The organism is Candidatus Legionella polyplacis (assembly GCF_002776555.1).
In the GTDB taxonomy this organism is placed as follows: domain Bacteria; phylum Pseudomonadota; class Gammaproteobacteria; order Legionellales; family Legionellaceae; genus Legionella_E; species Legionella_E polyplacis.
Map to the genome: position 1 here is coordinate 243,414 of NZ_CP021497.1, position 21,901 is coordinate 265,314.

Below are 21,901 nucleotides of genomic sequence, written 5' to 3' on the forward strand. Positions count from 1 at the left end.
TTTATCTTATAAAAAACATAAAATAAAACATTCATTGCATAAAAATAAACAAAAAAAAATTTTTAAATTTTAAAACATTTTGTTGTACCCAATAAAATATTTACCTAATAAATAAGCTTCTCTTGAAAAAGAACGCGAGGCTAATGGTTTATAAATTCTAACCTTTCTAAAATAGGAACGTACTTTATTAATAAAATTATTTAATCCATATCCATAAAAAACTTTTATCAGCATTATTCCATTAAATTTTAATACTTTAATACTAAATCTCAATACTGATTCATTCAATTCTAATAATCTTGGTATATCTATTTCAGGAAAACCACTAGTACTACAAGCCATATCTGATAAAACTAATTCTATTTTCCTATAAGTTAATAAACTAAACAATTTATCTAATACCGAACTATTAAAAAAATCTCCATGAATAAAAGACACACCAAAAATATCTTTCATAGGAACTTTGTCTAGAGCATAAATTTTTGTACTTCTTCCTAATTTTTTTAAAATATACTGTACCCAACTTCCTGGTGAAGATCCTAAATCAATAATCTTTGTACCAAATTTTAATAAATTCTCTTTTTCATCTATTTCTTTAAGTTTATAAACTGCTCTACTTCTATAACCTTCAAATTTAGCTCTTTTCAAAAATGGATCACGAAAATAATAATTATGAACCCAATGATTTTTCTTTTTAGAACAAGACATAATATATAATTATTAATATTATTAATTAATAATTATATACTATTTTTTTATTTTTCTATAAAAAAATTATATTTTATTATTTTTTTTTAAGATAAAAAATATCTTAATAAGATACCACTAAACCTTTATTTAAAGATGAGATATTACTCAAAATTACCTATAACAATCAACACATTTTATTTTTTTTAAAAAAACATAATACTTAACATTTAAAATTAATAAATATTTATTAATATAAAACATACTTGTAATAATAAAAAACTAACATCTATATGTTAAATATCTCATTAAGATATAAATACATTTGTACATAATTAAAAAAACTAAAATTAAATACAACATTATATGATAATGTAATCATGAAAATAAAATTACAATGTATTCCAAATTTATTAACTTTCTCTAGATTAATACTTATTATTCCTATTTTAATATGTATATATAAAAAACAATATTCTCTAACATTTTATCTATTTTTAACAGCAGGATTAACAGATACTTTAGATGGATGGATAGCAAGAAATTTTAATTGGCAAAGCTCTTACGGAGCTTCACTTGATCCATTAGCAGACAAATTTTTAATTACATTAAGTTTTATAGCACTTGCATTGATAAAGATTTTACCATGGTGGCTCGTTATTTTAACTATATTAAAAGATACAACAATATTATTAGGAATAATAATATGGTTTTATATTATAAAAAATAAATTAATACTCAAATCTATAATTATTAGCAAAATAAATACAACACTACAATTATTATTAATAATATTCTGTTTATTCAATCTTGCATTTCATACAATCTTCAATTGTATTATAAATATAATAATTTTATTAACAGCACTTACAACAACCATCAGCAATATAACTTATATATGGATATGGATTTTAGATACCTATCAAACAATATTAAAATAAAATACAACTTATAACTAATAAAAAATAAATAAATTTTATCGAAATAAAAATAAAAAATTCTTAAAAGAATAAATAAACATAAACTGCTTTTCACAAACAAAAACAATCTTTACTTTTAAAACAAATATTAAATATTTTTATATTATAAAACTATTTTAAATAAAAACAAATATCAATACATGTAATATATACAAAAAAATATTTATTATATAAACAATTTTTACTAAAATAGTAATTAATTATTTAAATTATAAAAAATACTATTATTTTTAATAAAAACATATGAGAGAAAAACCAATTATTATTGGAATTTCTGGACCATCAGCATCAGGAAAAAGTTTACTTGCGAACACAATAGTAACAGAACTAGGTTCAGAACAAGTAGTAGTAATATCAGAAGATTCTTATTATAAAGATAATAAACACTTACCTTTTTCAGAAAGAGAAAAAATTAATTATGATCACCCAGATGCATTTGATCATGCTTTTTTATATAAACATTTAAAAAACTTAAGAAAAGGTAAATCAATAAATATACCTATTTATTCTCACTCAAAACATATACGATTATCAAAAACTAGGCGCATAGGAAATCATACAATAGTAGTATTAGAAGGAATATTATTATTAAGCGATCAAAATTTAAGAAAAATTATGGATATAAGAATATTTATGTCCACACCACTGGATATATGCTTAATAAGAAGATTAAAACGAGATGTTATAGAACGTTGTAGATCATTTAAATCTGTAATCAATCAATATGAAACTATGGTTAGACCAATGTATCTTCAATTTATTAAACCATCAAGTAAATATGCGGATATTATAGTGCCAAAAGGAGGAGAAAATAGAATTGCTATAGACATGATACAAGCAAAAATGCGAGAATTACTCTAATAATCATAAAATATATATTTTAGTACACTATTACTAAAATAAAATTGAAAAAAATTAAATATGAACTTATTAAAAGGAAAAAAAATATTAATCATGGGTTTAATAAATAAATATTCTATTGCATATGGGATAGCACAAGCATGTTTTGAACATGGAGCAGAATTAGCTTTTACATTTCAAAATGAAAAAATAAAAACTCGTTTACAAAAAATATCTTCTGAATTTAATTCTTCATTTATTCTGCCTTGTAATGTAACACAAGACAATGAAATACATTCAACTTTTGATAAAATAAAAAAAAAATGGGGAACATTAAATGGATTAATACATTCTATTGCTTTTACTCCAAAAAATCAAATACAAGGAGGAAACTTTATGAAAAATATAAATAGAAAAGATTATTTAATTTCCCAAGAAATAAGTACTTATAGCCTTATAGAAATATCCAAAAATGCATTTCCATTAATGAAAAACTCCAATGGATCTATAATAACACTAAGTTACTACGGTGCTGAAAAAGTTATACCTAATTATAATACAATGGGAATTGTAAAATCTAGTTTAGAATCTTCTGTTCGTTATTTATCATTTAATTTAGGAATGATGAATATACGTATAAATGCAATTTCCCCAGGTCCAATAAAAACTATATCTTCATCAAGAATAAAAGATTTCAACAAAATCAAAACAATTTATAAAAATTCTACACCATTACAACGTAACGTATCTGCAAAAGAAATAGGAAAAGTTGCAGTATTTTTATGTTCAGATTTATCATCAGGAATTACAGGAGAAATTATACATGTAGATGCCGGATACCATATTATGGGAATAACAAAAAATTAAAATCTTTTATAAAAATTAAATAACACAAAAAAACACAATAATTACATTAGTTTTTGTAACTACTATAAAAAAATATAAATAAAACCTTTACTTATAAAATAAGTATTCCCTTAATAAAAAAAACTACTTATTTTAAAAATAAAAAATACAAACTCTAAATAAATTTATAATAAATTTTATTTCTTAAAAACGGAGTGAACGGGACTCGAACCCGCGACCCCCGGCGTGACAGGCCGGTATTCTAACCAACTGAACTACCACTCCATAATTTTCACAATTAATTAAAAATATAAAAAAACAAAAAATAAAACATCATAGGTACTGCAGGAATTGAACCTGCGACCCTCGCCTTGTAAGGACGACGCTCTCCCAAACTGAGCTAAGTACCCAATAATTTATTTTTAAAAAATTTTATTTAATATTAAAATATTAATTTTTAAAACAATTAAAATATAACAATTAAAATTAAACTTCTACAAAAAATTTTTTAATTTTTTTCCAGCTCTAAACTTTATAATCTTTGAAGCTTTAATACGAATAATTTTACCATTTTGTGGATTTCTACCTATACGTTCAGAACGTAAAACTGTATAAAAAGAACCAAATCCAGGTAACACAACAGTATCTCCATGTTTTAAAGTATTAGCAATAGATGATATTAAAGACTCAATAATACAATTTACACTAGTTTTAGTAATACCAGAACTTTTTGAAATTACTTTAACTAATTCACTTTTATTCATCTTCTCTTATCTCTTTTTCTTAATATTAAAAAATCTTGATTTAACCAAATTTATTACACAGAGTCAAGTATTTATATAAAATATCTAATAACTTTATTAGACAATAACAAAAAAAAATCAATTTATCAAATAAACTATTTACTCCATTAATTTGGTATCAAAAAAAATAAAAAACCTACTATTTTTTAAATTTCTTTAGTCAAAGAAAAACGCAGTACTTCTTTTATATCTTTTACAGTATGTATATTAATTTTTTTTAAAACATTATCAGGAACATCTTCTAAATCCTTATAATTTTCTTCTGGAATAAGAACATCTTTAATATTAAAACGACAAGCTGCCAATAGCTTTTCTTTTAAACCTCCTATAGGTAATATCTTTCCCAACAATGTAATCTCACCAGTCATAGCTATATCATAGCGTATAGGAATTTTCGTTACAACAGAAGTTAAAGCTACACAAACACCTATTCCAGCACTTGGACCATCTTTTGGTATAGCACCTTCTGGTATATGGATATGAAAATCATTTTCATCATAAAAATTTCTTTCTAATTTCAAAAAATTAGCACAACTTCTAACAACTGTCATAGCTGCATAAATAGATTCTTGCATAACCTTACCTAACTGACCTGTCCGAATAATTTTCCCCTTACCAGGAACCATTAATGCTTCTATTATCAATACTTCACCACCAACAGATGTCCAAGCAAGTCCATTTACACGACCAATATAATTAACTTCACATTTAATATGTTCATAAGTATATTTTTTCACTCCTAAATATTTTTTTATATTAAAGCACGATACAGTAATTCTGTTTATCCTATTTTTAATTAGTAAATTTCTAACTACCTTTCTACAAATACTAGAAATTTCTCTCTCTAAATTCCTAACACCAGCTTCACGTGTATAATAATAAATTATTTCATAAATAGCACTTTCTGTAATATTTAATTCATTTTTTTTTAATCCATTTAAATTTACTTGCTTTGGAACAAGATACTTCTTAGCAATAAATAACTTCTCTCGATCTGTATAACCAGGTAAACGAATAATTTCCATCCTATCCAACAACGGAACTGGAATATCTAAAGAATTTGCAGTAGCAATAAACATTACCTCACTCAAATCATAATCGATTTCTAAATAATGATCATTAAACATATAATTCTGCTCTGAATCCAATACCTCCAATAACGCAGATGATGGATCCCCACGAAAATCCATAGACATTTTATCTATCTCATCTAACATCATCAAAGGATTTTTTACTTTTACTTTACATAATTTTTGAATAATTTTTCCAGGCATAGATCCAATATAAGTCTTTCTATGCCCTCTAATTTCAGCTTCATCACGTAATCCACCCAATGAAAATCTAATAAAAGTTCTTCCAATTGCTCTAGCAATTGATCTACCTAATGAAGTCTTACCAACACCTGGAGGGCCGACAAAACATAAAATAGGTCCTTTTAAATTCTTAACTCTTTTTTGAACAGCTAAATATTCAATTATACGATCTTTTATCTTATCTAAACCGTAATGTTCCTCATTTAATAATGATTCTGCTTTTTGCAAATCAAATTCTATTTTATTTCTTTTTTTCCAAGGAATAGATAACATCCAATCAAGATAATTTCTAATTACTGTAGCTTCCGCCGATACAGGAGACATCATTTTTAATTTATATAATTCCGATAATGATTTATCCATAGCTTCATTATGCATTCCAGAATTTTTTATATTATTTTCCAATTTTCTAATTTCATCTCCTTCATCACTAATTTTACTAAGTTCTTTCTGAATTGCCTTTATCTGTTCATTCAAATAATATTCACGTTGAGTTTTTTCCATTTGCTTTTTTACACGTTCTCTAATTTTCTTTTCTGCATGCAACAGATCAATTTCTACCTCTAATTTAGCAATAAGATTTTCTAATCTCTTTCTTACATCAATAATTTCCAAAAAATTCTGTTTATCTGATACTTTTAAAGATAAATTAGAAGCAATAGTATCAGATAATTTTCCAGGATTTTCTATTGATGAAACAACATTAATCACTTCTAAAGGAATTTTTTTATTTAAACTTATATATTGCTCAAACTGAGAAATTAAAGTACGCTTTAACACTAAAATATCTTTACTATCATCAATACAAAATTGATTAACTTCTACAAGAATATCTAATTCCACTTCTAAATAACCTTTATCTTTACATGAATAAATAACCTTAGCACGTTTATCTCCCTCAACTAATATCTTAACAGTTCCATCTGGTAATTTTAATAATTGCAAAATATTAGAAATTGTTCCTATAGAATAAATATCTTCTAAATTAGGATCATCATCAGATGATTCCTTCTGAGCCACTAAAAAAATCTGTTTACTATCAATCATAGAAGCTTCTAAAGCTTTAATAGATTTCTCTCTTCCAACAAATAAAGGAACAACCATATTCGGATATACCACTACATCTCTAAGAGGTAAAACAGGAAATAACAACTTTCCATATATATTATCTTTTATCATTAATTTAGTATCAGACATACTGTTTTTTTTAAATCCTTAAATAACTTTATTATATAACACATCACAAAGTTACAAATTTATAAAAATTCATATATTATCAAAATATAATATACCCAATTCATAAATAAAACCTAACATATTAAATAACTAATATAATAAATTATATAATTAATGAAATTTAACTTTATTCATTACTACTGTTATTATAAATAATAATAGGTTTTATTACATTATTTATTACATTTTCATTAATAATTACTTTATTAACATTATTAATAGATGGCAATTCATACATAATATCTAATAAAATATTCTCTAAAATAGATCTTAAACCTCTAGCACCTAATTTTTTTTCTAAAGCCATTCTAGCAATTAAAGATAAAGACCTATCACAAAATTCTAATTCAACATTATCAATTTTAAATAAACTATAAAACTGCTTTATCAATGCATTTTTAGGTTTAGTTAAAACATTTATTAAATCTTCCTCATTTAACTCATTTAAAACAGTTACAATAGGCAATCTCCCAACAAACTCAGGAATTAAACCATACTTAATTAAATCTTCTGATTCTAAATTATTAAAAATTTTTTTCTTAAATTGATTACTGTTTATATTTTCCAATGTAGAAGCAAAACCAATACTAGCGAATTTTTTTTCACGATCTTTAATAATTTTATCTAATCCAGAAAATGCACCACCACAAATAAATAAAATATTAGAAGTATCTACTTGCAAAAATTCTTGCTGAGGATGTTTTCTGCCACCTTTTGGAGGTATATACGCAATAGTTCCTTCCATTATTTTTAACAGTGCTTGCTGCACTCCCTCTCCAGAAACATCTCTAGTTATCGAAGGATTATCAGATTTTCTAGAAATTTTATCAATTTCATCTATATATACAATCCCTTTCTGTGCTTTACTAATATCATAATCACATTTTTGTAATAACTTTTGAATAACATTTTCTACATCTTCACCAACATATCCTGCTTCAGTAAGAGTAGTAGCATCAGAAATAGAAAAAGGTACATTCAAAAATCTAGCTAAAGTCTGTGCTAATAAAGTTTTTCCACACCCTGTTGGTCCTATTAATAAAATATTACTTTTACCTATTTCAACATCATCATCTTCCATTTTTTTAAATAAACGTTTATAATGATTATAAACGCCAACAGACAAAATTTTTTTCGTATGAAATTGACCAACTACATACTGATTTAAAAAATCCATTATCTCCTTAGGTTTAGGTAGCTCTTGATTTTTATTCATGCAAGAACCATGATATAATTCATCATTAATTATATCATTACACAATAAAATGCACTCATTACAAACAAAAACAGAAGGACCAGCAATTAACTTTTTAACTTCTAATTGATTTTTTCCACAAAATGAACAACACAAAATTTTATTTTCCCCATTATTGGATTTATCCACTCAAATAAACTCCTTTTATAATTAAAATTCATCTAACAACTTCTAAAAATTTATAAAAAATCCAATACAACCATGTTTTTTTTAACATTAATTTAAAAATTAATAAAAAACCATATACACATTGATTCTTACTAAAAAATCAATAAAAATACTAAATTTAATAAAAATCTAATTAACAAAATAAAATATAATCTTTTTATAAAAAAATTAACGATTATAAAGAATCTTATCAATTAAACCATACTGAATAGCTTCCATAGCATTCATAAAATTATCACGTTCTGTATCTACTCTAATTTTTTCAGATGTATTATTTGTATGTTTTGCTAAAATAGCATTTAAACGATTTCTCATTGATAATATTTCCCTAGCATGTATTTCTATATCAGAAGCTTGTCCCTTGTATCCACCTAAAGGTTGATGAATCATCATTACTGCATTTGGCAAACAAAATCGCTTTCCTTTTGCACCAGAACAAAGTAATAAAGCAGCAGCACTAGATGCCTGACCAATACATATTGTACTAACATCCGGTTTTATATATTGCATAGTATCATAAATTGCAAGACCAGATGTGACCATGCCACCAGGCGAATTAATATATAAAAATATATCCTTCATAGGATCTTCTGATTCCAAAAATAATAATTGTGCAATAATTAAATTAGCCATAAAATCTTCTATTTCTCCCATAAGAAAAATAATACGATCTTTTAATAATTTTGAATATATATCAAAAGACCTTTCTCCTTTAAATGTTTTTTCAATCACCATTGGAACAAAACTAGAAAAAAAATGTATCTTTTTATTTAAATAATCTGTCATAAGCAAACATATATTGTTTTTTGTTTTTCATAATATTAATTATATCTTTATATTTTATAAATTCTGTAATAAAATTAGCATTTTTACTAATTTCTTTAGCCAAAATCTTCTCTAATGCTAAAGATCTTATTTTTTTATTATAATCACATTTCTTATGATATAAAAATTTAATCTCATTCGGATCTCTACATAACTTGGATAATTCATCAATTGTATTATTAATTTCACTTTCGCTTAATTTCAAATTACTTTTTTTTATATATTCAGATAATAATAAATATCGATGTACACGTTTTTTTGCTTGATCATAAAATACTGAATCATACACATTATCAAAAACTTTTTTATTTATTATATTCTTATCTTTAAATACATGTAAATACAATTCATTTTTTAAAAAATTCATTTCTTTATTAACTAAAGATTCTGGTAATTCAAATTGATTAAGTAATGCAAATCTTTCAAAAACTTCTTCTCTATTTATTAGATCAACATATTGATTAAGTTCATTATCCATAACATCTTTAATATATTTTTTAATATATTTAATATCTTTATTATTAATATTAAATTTTCTTAAAAAAGTATTATTTAAATCCGGCAATTTTCCTTCAAATATCTTATGAATAGTTATTTCAAAAATAAAAAAATTTTCTCTATCTAATGAATTTATCGATAAAATTTTAGAAACAGGTATTTTAAGAATAAAAGTTTCACCAATTTTTTTATTAATTAATCCATCCTCAAATCCAGGAATCATAGTTTTAGAACCTATAATACATTCAAAATTCTTAACACTTCTTTTAAAATTAAAATAATTACTGAAAGTCTCTTTAAAACTAATTAAAACCTTATCACCATCATAAACAATTGATCTATTTACCTCATACCAATTCTTATTTTGAACTCTTAAATTCTCTAACATATACATTACATCTTCATCAGTTATTTTTGAAATAAAAAATCTTATATTTTTTCCATTTAAATCTAAACATTGAATATCTGGAAAAACTTCAAATATAGCTGTATAAACTAGATCCTTATTAAAATCAAAAGTATCACATTCTATAACTGGAATATTGACCGGTAATATTTTTTTATCTTTAAATGCCTGTTTGAGAGAAGATTCAATCATTTTCCATATAACATCACTTATAATTAAATTATTATATCTTTTTTGTAAGATATGCAAAGGGACTTTGCCAGTTCTAAAACCATTAATTCCAACTTTTTTAGAAAAATTTCTAAAGTAAATATTTATATTATCCTGAACCAATCTTGCAGGTATAGATATCGTAAATCTTCTTTTTAATTTTTCCAAAACTTCAACTAATACTTTCATTGAAATTCTCTTAAAATTACATATTCTCAATGCGAAAGGAGAGACTCGAACTCTCAAGAGAAATATATCTCATTGGAATCTAAATCCAACGTGTATGCCAAATTCCACCACTTTCGCACGTAATATCAAAATTAAAAAAATATATATATCCAAAATTAAATACACTAAAAATATTTAATCTTAAAATATGGGTGAATGATGGGGATCGAACCCACAACAACCGGGACCACAACCCGATGCTCTACCAATTGAGCTACATTCACCATAAAATTACATTAATATAATATTCAAAATAAAAATCTATTTAAAAAAATAAGCTTTAAAAACTATATTATTAATTAAAAAATCGCGCCTGACAGGATTTGAACCTGTTACCATCGGCTTAGAAGGCCGATACTCTATCCAAAATGAGCTACAGGCGCATAAAAACATATAAAACACAAATTTTCGGGGTAGAGGGATTTGAACCCACGACATTCTGCTCCCAAAGCAGACGCGCTACCAAGCTGCGCTATACCCCGGAACATTCAAACTAAAAATAAAAAAATTATATTATGGTAGTGTGTATCACAATAAATTTTTTTTATCCTTAATTAAAAGGATTTTAATAATCTATATAAAACTTATTTATAATAAAATTATTAATAATATGATAGCAAAAAATATTTTATATATTAATAATTTAATATACATATTTTAAATGTAAATCATATATTTATCTATAGTTCAACATAAAATAACAAATTTTAAAGTAATAAATATATTAAAATTACATTTTTTTTTATAAAACTTTTTTATATAATATCTTATAGAATTTAAAAATTGATTACACTAATCAATTTTTAAAATATAAAATATAAATAAAATATTTACTAAAAAATATTTTTTTATACAAAAAATCTATAATTAAATATTACAATAAAATATAACTACTCTCTAACAGTACATTAAAATAAGAGATATTTTTAATGGATATTAAAACAATACAAAAACTTATTAATTTACTCAAAAAAAGCAAAATTTATTCCATTGAAATTAAAGAAAATAAAAATCTTATAAAAATTAAAAATAACAATCAATATCATAATAGCAATATACCAAATAAACATACAATAAATAATATACCACTACAAACATCTATAAAAAATAAAAAACAAAATCTATCCAAAACTAAAAATAATAATAAACTATATACAATATATTCTCCTATGGTCGGAACTCTGTACACAGCTCCAGCTCCAAATAAGCCTCCATTTGTAAAAATAGGACAATTAATTAAAATAGGAGATACATTATGTATTATAGAAGCAATGAAAATGTTCAATGAAATAGAAACAGATCATAATGGAATTATCAAAGATATATTAATTAACAATAACGAACCAGTAGAATATAAACAACCACTATTTATAATCGAATTAACATAAAATGTTTGAAAAAATTCTTATTGCAAATAGAGGAGAAATAGCTTTACGAATTCTTCGAGCATGTAAAGAACTAGGAATAAAAACAGTTGCAATTCATTCTGATATTGACAAAAATTTATTACATGTACGATTAGCTGATGAAACAGTTTGCATAGGACCAACTAATCTACAAAAAAGTTACCTAAATATACCAGCAATTATATCAGCAGCTAAAATAACTAACTCTACCGCTATACACCCAGGATACGGTTTATTATCAGAAAATCCAGACTTTGCAGACATTGTTGAAAAAAGTGGTATTCACTTTATTGGACCAAAAGGAGATACGATAAGATTGATGGGAAACAAACTATCAGCCATCAATACTATGAAACAATTAAAAATTCCATGTATACCAGGAACAAATCTTATTTCAAACCACAACAATAAAATAAATATAGAAACCGCAAGAACAATTGGATATCCAATTGTTATTAAAGCAATTAAAGGAGGAGGAGGAAAAGGCATTCATATAGTATATGAAGAAAACGATTTAAAAAAAATAATTGAATCAACATATAACCAATTAAAACAAACTTATAATAATACAAATCTTTACATGGAAAAATACATTTCAAATCCACGTCATATTGAATTTCAAATACTAGGTGATGGAAACGGAAATATTATATATTTAGGAGACAGAGATTGCTCTATCCAGCGTTATAACCAAAAAATTTTAGAAGAAGCTCCTGCACTAAATATACCTGATAAAATAAAACAAAAAATAAAAAAATTAATTATAAAAATTGGTAAAAAAATTAAATACAGAAGTGCTGGAACATTTGAATTTCTTTATAAAAAAGAAAAATTCTATTTTTTAGAAATGAATACACGCATCCAAGTAGAACATCCAATAACGGAAATGATTACTAAAATTGATTTAATTAAAGAACAAATTAAAATTTGTAATAATTTAAATTTAAATTTGCAACAAAAAAATATTAAAATACACGGTCATTCTATTGAATGTAGAATTAATGCAGAAAATCCAAAAACTTTTGTACCATCTTCTGGAAAAATAAATACTCTACACCAACCAGGAGGACCAGGAATCAGATTTGATTCTCATATATATAATAAATATATAATCCCTCCATACTATGATTCTATGATTGGAAAAATTATTAGCTATGGAAACACAAGAGAAGAAGCAATAGCAAAAATGCAAAATGCACTTGATGAAATTATTATTGATGGAATAGAAACAAATATAGAACTACATAAAAAAATATTCCAAGATCCAAATTTTCTCAATGGAAATATAAATACACACTATTTAAACACATTTTTAAATACTAAAAAAAATAAATAAAATTTATATTTTTTATTTTTATCTAAAATAAATTAATCTTAATCTAAAATTAATTTCCAATAAATTTTACTAAATTCAAATAATTTTTAAAACTTCATCAAACAATAAATTGAAAATACTTTGCCATTTTTTTTTCTTCTCGTAATTCATTTAAAGTATTTTCAAAATAAATTTTACTAAACTTATTAAATTTTAAACCATCTACAACACATAATTTTTTTTTGTTATAAAAACATGGAAAAGAAAAAATTAAACCATCATCCACATGATACTCTCCATTAGATCTTAAAGCAATAGAAAAAAAATCATCTTTCCTCAAAAAACTACTATTTATTAAAGAAGAAACACTATAAATAATTGCATTCGCTGCAGAAGCCGCTGAAGAAAATCCACATAATTTAATAATATCCATTCCACGTCTTTGAACTAATTTAATAAATTTTTTTCTTAACCATCGTTTATCATTAATAACTTCCATAATTGGCTTTCCAGATATTTTAACATGATGAAAATCAGGATACTGAGTATTAGAATGATTTCCCCAAATAATAACTCTACTTATTTCTGAAACATTAACTCCAGCTTTTTTAGCTAATTGAGTTTTTGCACGTAACTCATCCAAAGACATTAAAGCATAAAATCTATCACTTGGAATATCACAAGCATTATTCATACAAATTAAACAATTAGTATTTGAAGGATTTCCAACAACAACAATACGAATACTACTATCTGCATAACTATTTATTATTTTTCCATATTTCATAAATATAGAACCATTTACTTTTAATAAGTCTATCCTATTCATATTTATACTCCTAGGAACTGCACCTATTAAAAATGCCCAATGAATTCCATTCACAGCCATCTGAATATTAGATGTAATTTGAACATACTTTAATAACGGAAAAGCACAATCTTCCAGTTCTTTTACTATACTTTCTAAAATAGAAAGAACTGTATCTAAATCAAACAAATGCAACTCTATTTCTGTAAAAGGACCAAACATCTCTCCAGAAGCTATTCTAAAAATTAAAGCATAACTAACTCTTCCAGCAGCACCTGTAATTAATACTCTAATTTTGTTTTTTATTTTTAAAAACATAAATACCTTATTCTCCAATAATCCAAATCATTTCAATAATTTTAATATTATAAACTTCTTCAATACACTAATATTAACATAATTAACATCTATTAAAATCAAAAGACATAACATCAGAAATTTTTGAATATCCTAATTTTAATGCTAATAATCTATCAATACCAATAGCAACACCACTACATACTGGCAGTCCAAACTCCAATGCTTTTAAAAATCTATAATCAACTTCTAATAAATCCAAACCCATTTTTTTTCTATTTATTAAATTCATATTAAACCTATGAATATGAGCATTCAAATCAATTAATTCATTAAACCCATTTGCTAATTCAACACCTTTAAAATAAATCTCAAATCTTTTAGCAAAACCTTCTTTATCAACTTGAGCTAATAAAGCCTGTGATAAAGGAAAATCATATATTGCTACTGGTTCATCTATCTCTTTAGTAAAATTAGGAACCACAACATGTGTCATTAATAAATATAAACACTGATCACGATCAATAATATCCTTACCATAAAAAACAGATTCTAAATTATTCTTCTGTAAAATCCATTTTAAATCATCTATAGATGATGATATAGGATCTATATCACAATAATCTATAAAAATCTGTTTATAACTTTTTTTAACTAATCTATTACATGATAAAAATACTTTTAAAAAAAATTCAACCTCATCTAAAAGTTGATAATGATTTATATTTAAACAGTACCATTCAAGTAATGTAAATTCAGGATTATGCCAATTACCAATCTCATTATCTCTAAAAACACGAGCTATTTGAAATATAGATCCACTACCAAATGCTAATAATCTTTTCATATGATATTCAGGAGATGATTGCAAATAAACAAATTTTGAACAAGAACGTGCCCTAATATTTTCTATATATACATCAGTAACTCCAAAATGACTTAAAATCGGAGTTTCCACTTCTAAATATCCCTTTTCATAAAAAAATTTTCTAATCTTCATCAAAAATTTTGCTCTTACACGCAAAACCTCCATACTAGATGATGGCTGCCAATCAATATCTTTCATTACATATAAATAAAAAAATTACATTATTTTAATCAAAAATATCTAACTCTAATCGCGCAATCTTAGACATTCTATTTTTAGTCCAAGGAGGATCCCAAACTAATTTAACCTCACAAGAATCTATATCAACTGCACTAATTATTTTATTTTTTACCATAGATGGAAAAAAATGTGCCATAGGACATGATGGAGTTGTTAATGTCATTTCAATACAAACATTCTTTTTTTCATCAATCAAAATATTATATATCAATCCCAAATCATAAATATTAATAGAAATTTCTGGATCTATAATTGTTTTTAATACATTAATGATTTCATTTTTTAATGACATACACTATACACCTATTTAAAATTTATAAACTCATTCTATCTATAAGAATTTTATTTAAAGCATTCCATGCTAATATAGCACATTTTATTCTGGAAGGATGATATTTTATTCCCGACAATACAGCAAGTTTACCTGGTATTTCTTTATCTATTATTCTATTAATTAACATATTATAGACCGTATTAAATAATTTATGAGCTTGAAAAATACTTTTTTTTAATACAAGATCTGTCATTAATGATGCAGAAGCTTTAGATATAGCACAACCTATTCCTAAAAAACTAATTTTTTCTATCACTTTTTGATTACTTTTGAAAAACTTTAAATATATCATTAAAGAATCACCACAAAAAGGATTATAACCTTTAACTTTTATATCATAATTTACCATCTCATAATAATTATGAGGATATTTATTATGATCCATTATCATTTCATGATAAAGTTCAGATAAATTTTTCATTTAAAAAAACTCTTAACTCTAGATAAAGATTCTATTAAAAAATCAATTTCTTCTGTAGTATTATAAAAAGATAAAGAAATACGAGTTGTAGAAGACAAACCTAAAAAACTCATTAATGGCATAGCACAATGATGACCGCTTCTTACCGCTATACCATAACTATCTAACATAGTATCAATATCATGAGAATGTATTGTTTTGTGTACAAAAGAAATAATAGGTACTTTATTAAAAGATGTACCAATTATACTAAATTCATTATTTAATGAACTCATAGCATTAATTAAATATCTTAATAAATATGATTCATAATCTACAATCAAATTTATATCTAAAGAAGTAAAATAATCAATAGCTGATCCTAATCCAATTACCCCAGATATATTTTGCGTACCTGACTCAAATTTATAAGGCAAAGAAGCATATTCCACATCCTTAATTGTAACAGAATTTATCATTCTACCACCATACTGATATGGAACCATATCATCCAATAAACATTCTTTACCCCATAAAATTCCTACTCCAGTAGGCCCATACACTTTATGACCAGAAAATACATAAAAATCACAATCTAAACGTTTGACATCAATTGGCATATGAGGAACTGCTTGAGTTCCATCTATCAATACAAATGCACCATACGAATGAGCCATTTCAATCATTTCACATATAGGATTTATTGTACCTAAAACATTTGAAACATGTATTAAAGATACAAACATGGTATTTTCATTAAGTTTTTTTTCATAATCTTCTAAAGCAATTTCTCCGCAACTTGAAATTGAAATCGCCCTTAACTTAGCTCCAGTCTTTTTACATACAATCTGCCAAGGAACAATATTAGAATGATGTTCCATATATGTAATTAAAATTTCTTTAGAAGAAGAAATTCTAGACAACAAAAAACTTTCTGCTACTAAATTAATTGCCTCTGTTGCTCCTTTAACAAAAATACATTCCTTCACCGAATAAGCATTTATAAACATTTTTACTTTTCTTCTCACATCTTCAAATTGTCTTGTAGCCTCATATCCTAACGTATGCATAGATCTATGTATATTAGAATTACCAGATGAATAAAATGAAACCATATTATCAATAACAGATTTTGGCTTATGAGTAGTTGCAGCATTATCCAAATAAACTAAATTATTATTATTAACTCTCTGATTAATAGCAGGAAAATCTTTTCTAACAATTTTTACATTTATAGATTTCACTTATATCCTCTCTCACAAAACAATTTTTCTTACATTTCATATATAAATATCTATTAACTTATAAAACCAATCCAAAATATATTGGTTTGATATTAATTGAAAATTTTCTTTAATAAAAGCCTGTATTAAATAATCCCTAGCCATTATATCTTTTATTCCTCTAGTTAATAAATAAAATAAAGCATCATCATCAATTTTTCCTACAGTAGCACCATGAGAACAAAATATATCATTAGTTAATATATTCAATTGAGGACTTGTATGTAATTTCGCATTATCAGATAATAATAAATTTTTATTATATTGTTTTGCAACATTAAATTTTAAATACTTAGATATAATCACTTTATCATTAAAAACTGCTCTGGAATTATCAAATAAAACACCCCTATGATTTTGTTCGCTTTCACACTGAGAAACATTATGATGTACAATAGTAAAATTATTTATATCCTGTTTTTTTTTAATTACATAAATTCCGTTCAATAAACATCTAGACTTTTCTTCATCTAAATATACATTAATACTATTTCGAACTAACTTACCTCCAAAATTTAAAGAATGATGTTCAAAAACACTTTCTCTTTTTTGCTTAATAAAAAAATGATTAATATGAAAAGATCGATTACTATCTCGTTGACATTTATAATAAAAAAACTTTGAATTTTCATTCATATATATTTCAGTAACACTATTTGTAGTGTAACAAGATTTATTATCTCCAGAATAACATTCTAATAAAGATAATTCACTTCCTTTTTCTAATACAATTATATTACGACCACAAATAATTTGATTATCTTTATCTTGAGTATAAAATATTGAAATGGGTTCTTTTAATTGAACAAACGATGGTATATATAATAAAAAACCAGAATTTAATAACCCAATATTCAAAGCATGAAAACTATTATTACATTTAAATATTTTACTTAAATACGGTTGAACTTTTTGTGGATATTTTTTAATCGCCTCAAACAAAGGCATAAATAAAACATTATCAGGTAAATATTTATCTATATCTTTTTGATTATTCAATAAATATCCATTTCCAATATTTATCTTTAAGTTACATAACGTAAAATTTGAAATAAATATATTTTGCATATTACAATCATTTTTAACTAATCCTAAAAACTTATATTTCAAAAAAGATTCAACTAAAGAAAATTTCCAATCATTATTTAAATTAACAAAAAACTTATATTCAATGAATTTTTCCAATCCATCTTTTTGTAATTTTAATAACCAAGGAATATCAAAAGAATTCTTATTAATTTGTCTTTTATAAAAATCAATTATTTCATCTAAAAAAAAATTATTTTTTAAAAAAACTGTATCCATTTTTCTCTATTTCCAAAGAAAGTGATTTTCCTCCAGTTCTAACAATAGAACCATCTAACAAAATATGAACAAAATCTGGTTCAATATAATCAAGTAACTTCTGATAATGAGTTATTATAATAATAGAACGATTATCTGATCGCATAAAATTTATTCCTTTAGAAATTACAGATAATGAGTCAATATCTAATCCAGAATCTATTTCATCCAATATTAATAACTTAGGTTCAAGTAACATTGCTTGTAATATCTCATTTTTCTTTTTTTCTCCACCAGAAAAACCCTCATTAATACTTCGATAAAGAAAATCTTCTTTAATATCAAGAAACTTACAGATTTCTTTCACTTTTTCAAGAAAATCAAAAGTATCTAATGGATGTTTACCTTTACTCTCTCTTATAGAATTCAATGAAGATTTTAAAAAACTAATATTTGTCACTCCAGGAATTTCAATTGAATATTGAAAAGATATAAAAACACCAGATCTAGCACGTTCTGATGGAGTTAAAGACAATAAATCACTACCAAAATAAGTAACAACACCATTACTCACATAATAATCTGGATGCCCAGATAACGTTTTAACCAAAGTAGTTTTTCCTGAACCATTAGAACCCATAATTACATGAACACTCCCAGATTTTATATAAAGATTTATATTATTTAAAATTTTCTTATTACCTAAAGAAACACTGAGTTGCATAATTTTCAACATATTTTTAACCTATTGCTCCTTCCAAATTAATACCTAATAATTTTGTTGCTTCCACAGCAAACTCCATAGGTAGTTCCTTTAAAACTTTTTTACAATAACCATTTACTATAACAGATATAGAATCCTCTAAACTAAGACCTCTTTGTTGACAATAAAACAATTGTTCTTCATTAATTTTAGTAGTCATAGCTTCATGTTCAGTTATAGAACTAGAATTTCTTACCTTAATATAAGGAAACGTATAAGCAGAACAGTGATTACCTATCAACAATGAATCACATTGTGTATAATTGCGTGAATTAATGGAATCCTTATCAATACTAACTAATCCACGATAAGAATTCTTTGAATATCCAGCACAAATACTTTTAGAAATAATAGTAGATCTAGTACTTTTCCCCAAATGAATCATCTTTGTACCAGTATCAAATTGCTGATAATTATTGGATAATGCTATTGAATAAAATTCACCAATAGAATTATCTCCTTTTAAAATAACACTAGGATATTTCCATGTTATTAATGAACCAGTCTCAATTTGAGTCCAAGATATTTTAGAATTATTTCCAAAACACATACCTCTTTTAGTTACAAAATTATAAATCCCACCTTGTCCATTTTTATTTCCTGGATACCAATTTTGTATTGTAGAATACTTAATCCTAGCGCCATCTAATGCAACTAATTCAACAACAGCAGCATGAAGTTGATTATGATCTCTTATAGGAGCAGTACATCCTTCTAAATAAGAAACATAACTATTTTTGTCCGCAATAATTAATGTTCTTTCAAATTGACCAATATTAAAAGAATTAATCCTAAAATATGTTGAAAGCTCCATAGGACAACGAACTCCATTTGGAATATAAACAAATGATCCATCACTAAATACAGCAGAATTAAGAGCAGCATAAAAATTATCTTTATAATGCACAACAGAACCTAAATACTTCTTAATTAAATCTGGATAATTTTTAACTGCCTCAGAAAAAGAACAAAAAATAATACCAATACGAGATAATTGATCTTTAAAAGTAGTAATCACTGATACACTATCAAATATAGCATCTATAGCTACTCCAGAAAACATTTTTTGCTCACTCAAAGTAATTCCTAATTTTTTATAAACACGTAATAATTCAGGATCAACTTCTTTTAAATTAGAAAATGATTTTTTTTTAGGAGCCGAATAATAAGAAATATTTTGATAATTAATTTTTGGAAAATTGATATTTCCCCAATCAGGATGAGATAATGTCTTCCAATAATTAAAAGCATCTAATCTCCATGATAACAAAAAATCAGGCTCTTTTTTTATAGAAGAAATACGACGTATAACATCTTCATTTAAAGAAGGCTCAAAAGAATCTGTCTCAATTGAAGTTGAAAAACCATGCTTATATTTTTTATTTAAAAAATAATTAATTTCTTCATTATTCTCAGACATAAAATTCCTAATTTTTAAAAATATTTCTATAAACCAATCACTATAAATTAGTATTAAAAAATAAATTTTTATAAAGACTTTATATTATTTCATTAAAATGTATTTTAAACTATAAATAACAAAATAACACTTTTTTATAAAAAGATTCTTTATAAAAAAACTAATTATTAATATTATCGTTACTTACAATTTTTTATAACAAAAAATTGTCTTACTAAAAATAATAATAATTTAAATAAACTTAATTAAAAATAAAATTTTAATTTTACTAATATATAATCACCTAATATATAACTTTTTGTAAAATAAATAAATATAATGAAACAAACTTAAAAATAATTCACTAATAAAAAATTTTCAAAATTTTATATTGAACTATACCATCAGGTACTTTTACAGAAACTATATCTCCTAAAGATTTTCCCAACAAAGATTTCCCAATTGGAGAAATATAAGAAATTTTATTTAATTTAATATTAGCTTCATCTTCTCCAACAATTTGATAATTCATTGTTATATTAATAGTCATATTATGAAGACAAACAGTAGATCCAAAAACTACCTTTCCATTATCTATTAATTTACTAGTATCAATTACTTGAGAATTCATTAATTTTATCTCAATATCTTTAATTTTTTTTTCATTAAAATTTTGTTGCTCACAAGCAGCATGATATTCTGCATTTTCCTTTAAATCTCCATGAGCACGAGCTTCAATCAAAGATTCAATAATTTTAGGTCTCTCAATAGTTTTTAAATAATGTAATTGATTTTTTAATTCTTCCAATCCTTTTATCGTCATAGGATACTTTTTCATTATTTACCTCCAAAATCCTAAATTTTATAACAAAATATAAAATATATTGTCTCAAACACTTCAATTCCATTACAAAATAAATTCATATAATGTATAAAAAACATTTAAAATAAATTAATTTAATGCAAAACATAAATAAAATTTGTTTTAATTAAATATCAATTAATATTACTAATAATTTATTAAATACTTTGCAATAAAATATCTTAAAATTAATTTTTTTTAAATAATAGTTTTAAATTTCAAAATATTTAATTTAAATCAAATACTTGTAATAAGTTTTATTAATAATCCAACTTTTACTTAAAATAATAACCTACTAAGTCAATATAAAAATTAAATAAAAAGAATAAAATATTTTTCTCAAATAA

The 21,901-nt window shown here is 24.2% G+C and carries 20 protein-coding genes and 6 tRNA genes; 5 read left to right on the forward strand and 21 right to left on the reverse strand.

Annotated elements, in window-relative coordinates; all coding sequences use genetic code 11:
* Positions 1-69: 69 nt before the first annotated feature.
* Positions 70-708: an RlmE family RNA methyltransferase gene (locus CCU22_RS01240; RefSeq protein WP_100114782.1), complete on the reverse strand. Its 639-nt coding sequence runs from the start codon at positions 706-708 to the stop codon at positions 70-72.
* A 359-nt stretch (positions 709-1,067) separates the two neighbouring features.
* Between CCU22_RS01240 and CCU22_RS01245 the strand changes: the two genes are divergently transcribed.
* The 3 genes from CCU22_RS01245 (at position 1,068) to CCU22_RS01255 (ending at position 3,374) form a co-directional block, all read left to right on the forward strand.
* Positions 1,068-1,628 carry a CDP-alcohol phosphatidyltransferase family protein gene (locus CCU22_RS01245; protein ID WP_233485123.1) on the forward strand — a complete coding sequence of 187 codons (561 nt, stop codon included), beginning with the start codon at positions 1,068-1,070 and terminating at the stop codon, positions 1,626-1,628.
* A 282-nt stretch (positions 1,629-1,910) separates the two neighbouring features.
* Positions 1,911-2,528, forward strand: a complete 618-nt coding sequence (udk, locus tag CCU22_RS01250) for a uridine kinase (protein WP_100114783.1) — start codon at positions 1,911-1,913, stop codon at positions 2,526-2,528.
* 60 nt (positions 2,529-2,588) lie between these two features.
* Entirely contained in the window at positions 2,589-3,374 is a 786-nt protein-coding gene (locus tag CCU22_RS01255) for an enoyl-ACP reductase FabI (protein WP_100114784.1), read from the forward strand.
* A 190-nt stretch (positions 3,375-3,564) separates the two neighbouring features.
* Here the strand turns inward: CCU22_RS01255 and CCU22_RS01260 are convergent.
* The 11 genes from CCU22_RS01260 to CCU22_RS01310 form a co-directional block, all read right to left on the reverse strand.
* Positions 3,565-3,638 (reverse strand) — tRNA-Asp (locus CCU22_RS01260).
* 51 nt (positions 3,639-3,689) lie between these two features.
* Positions 3,690-3,763: transfer RNA gene (locus CCU22_RS01265), tRNA-Val, on the reverse strand.
* 84 nt (positions 3,764-3,847) lie between these two features.
* Positions 3,848-4,117 (reverse strand): HU family DNA-binding protein, encoded by a 270-nt coding sequence (locus CCU22_RS01270; protein WP_100114785.1) that lies wholly within the window; start codon positions 4,115-4,117, stop codon positions 3,848-3,850.
* A gap of 185 nt (positions 4,118-4,302) precedes the next feature.
* Positions 4,303-6,666 (reverse strand): endopeptidase La, encoded by a 2,364-nt coding sequence (lon, locus tag CCU22_RS01275; RefSeq protein ID WP_100114786.1) that lies wholly within the window; start codon positions 6,664-6,666, stop codon positions 4,303-4,305.
* Between the two features lie 166 nt (positions 6,667-6,832).
* Positions 6,833-8,089, reverse strand: a complete 1,257-nt coding sequence (gene clpX / locus CCU22_RS01280; RefSeq protein WP_100114787.1) for an ATP-dependent Clp protease ATP-binding subunit ClpX — start codon at positions 8,087-8,089, stop codon at positions 6,833-6,835.
* Positions 8,090-8,296: 207 nt separating this feature from the next.
* The gene (gene clpP, locus CCU22_RS01285; protein WP_100114788.1) at positions 8,297-8,914 is read right to left on the reverse strand and encodes an ATP-dependent Clp endopeptidase proteolytic subunit ClpP; all 618 of its coding nucleotides are present in this window, start codon (positions 8,912-8,914) and stop codon (positions 8,297-8,299) included.
* A complete protein-coding gene (gene tig / locus CCU22_RS01290) occupies positions 8,895-10,256 on the reverse strand; it encodes a trigger factor (RefSeq protein WP_100114789.1) in 1,362 nt (453 codons plus the stop codon). The genes clpP and tig overlap by 20 nt, the downstream gene beginning before the upstream one ends.
* A gap of 30 nt (positions 10,257-10,286) precedes the next feature.
* Positions 10,287-10,373: transfer RNA gene (locus CCU22_RS01295), tRNA-Leu, on the reverse strand.
* Positions 10,374-10,446: 73 nt separating this feature from the next.
* Positions 10,447-10,519 (reverse strand) — tRNA-His (locus CCU22_RS01300).
* An 84-nt stretch (positions 10,520-10,603) separates the two neighbouring features.
* Positions 10,604-10,678, reverse strand: a tRNA-Arg gene (locus tag CCU22_RS01305).
* Between the two features lie 25 nt (positions 10,679-10,703).
* Positions 10,704-10,777: transfer RNA gene (locus CCU22_RS01310), tRNA-Pro, on the reverse strand.
* A 447-nt stretch (positions 10,778-11,224) separates the two neighbouring features.
* Here CCU22_RS01310 and accB point away from each other — a divergent pair.
* Both accB and accC read left to right on the forward strand, forming a co-directional pair.
* Positions 11,225-11,683, forward strand: coding sequence for an acetyl-CoA carboxylase biotin carboxyl carrier protein (gene accB / locus CCU22_RS01315; RefSeq protein ID WP_100114790.1), 459 nt, complete (start codon positions 11,225-11,227; stop codon positions 11,681-11,683).
* A gap of 1 nt (position 11,684) precedes the next feature.
* Positions 11,685-13,037, forward strand: a complete 1,353-nt coding sequence (accC, locus tag CCU22_RS01320; RefSeq protein WP_100114791.1) for an acetyl-CoA carboxylase biotin carboxylase subunit — start codon at positions 11,685-11,687, stop codon at positions 13,035-13,037.
* Between the two features lie 97 nt (positions 13,038-13,134).
* Here accC and CCU22_RS01325 read toward each other — a convergent pair whose 3' ends face one another.
* The 9 genes from CCU22_RS01325 to greA form a co-directional block, all read right to left on the reverse strand.
* A complete protein-coding gene (locus tag CCU22_RS01325; RefSeq protein WP_233485127.1) occupies positions 13,135-14,130 on the reverse strand; it encodes a malate dehydrogenase in 996 nt (331 codons plus the stop codon).
* Between the two features lie 94 nt (positions 14,131-14,224).
* Positions 14,225-15,187, reverse strand: coding sequence for an elongation factor P--(R)-beta-lysine ligase (epmA, locus tag CCU22_RS01330; RefSeq protein ID WP_100114793.1), 963 nt, complete (start codon positions 15,185-15,187; stop codon positions 14,225-14,227).
* Between the two features lie 28 nt (positions 15,188-15,215).
* Positions 15,216-15,521 (reverse strand): iron-sulfur cluster assembly protein, encoded by a 306-nt coding sequence (locus CCU22_RS01335; RefSeq protein WP_100114794.1) that lies wholly within the window; start codon positions 15,519-15,521, stop codon positions 15,216-15,218.
* 22 nt (positions 15,522-15,543) lie between these two features.
* The gene (gene sufU, locus CCU22_RS01340) at positions 15,544-15,984 is read right to left on the reverse strand and encodes a Fe-S cluster assembly sulfur transfer protein SufU (RefSeq protein ID WP_100114795.1); all 441 of its coding nucleotides are present in this window, start codon (positions 15,982-15,984) and stop codon (positions 15,544-15,546) included.
* Positions 15,981-17,207, reverse strand: a complete 1,227-nt coding sequence (locus CCU22_RS01345) for an aminotransferase class V-fold PLP-dependent enzyme (RefSeq protein WP_100114796.1) — start codon at positions 17,205-17,207, stop codon at positions 15,981-15,983. The genes sufU and CCU22_RS01345 overlap by 4 nt, the downstream gene beginning before the upstream one ends.
* A gap of 36 nt (positions 17,208-17,243) precedes the next feature.
* Positions 17,244-18,551, reverse strand: a complete 1,308-nt coding sequence (sufD, locus tag CCU22_RS01350; RefSeq protein ID WP_100114797.1) for a Fe-S cluster assembly protein SufD — start codon at positions 18,549-18,551, stop codon at positions 17,244-17,246.
* Complete coding sequence (sufC, locus tag CCU22_RS01355; RefSeq protein WP_100114798.1) at positions 18,526-19,266, reverse strand: Fe-S cluster assembly ATPase SufC; 741 nt, start codon at positions 19,264-19,266, stop codon at positions 18,526-18,528. The genes sufD and sufC overlap by 26 nt, the downstream gene beginning before the upstream one ends.
* Before the next feature lie 4 nt (positions 19,267-19,270).
* A complete protein-coding gene (gene sufB, locus CCU22_RS01360; protein WP_100114799.1) occupies positions 19,271-20,713 on the reverse strand; it encodes a Fe-S cluster assembly protein SufB in 1,443 nt (480 codons plus the stop codon).
* Positions 20,714-21,056: 343 nt separating this feature from the next.
* Positions 21,057-21,530 carry a transcription elongation factor GreA gene (gene greA / locus CCU22_RS01365; protein WP_100114800.1) on the reverse strand — a complete coding sequence of 158 codons (474 nt, stop codon included), beginning with the start codon at positions 21,528-21,530 and terminating at the stop codon, positions 21,057-21,059.
* Between the last annotated feature and the right edge of the window lie 371 nt (positions 21,531-21,901).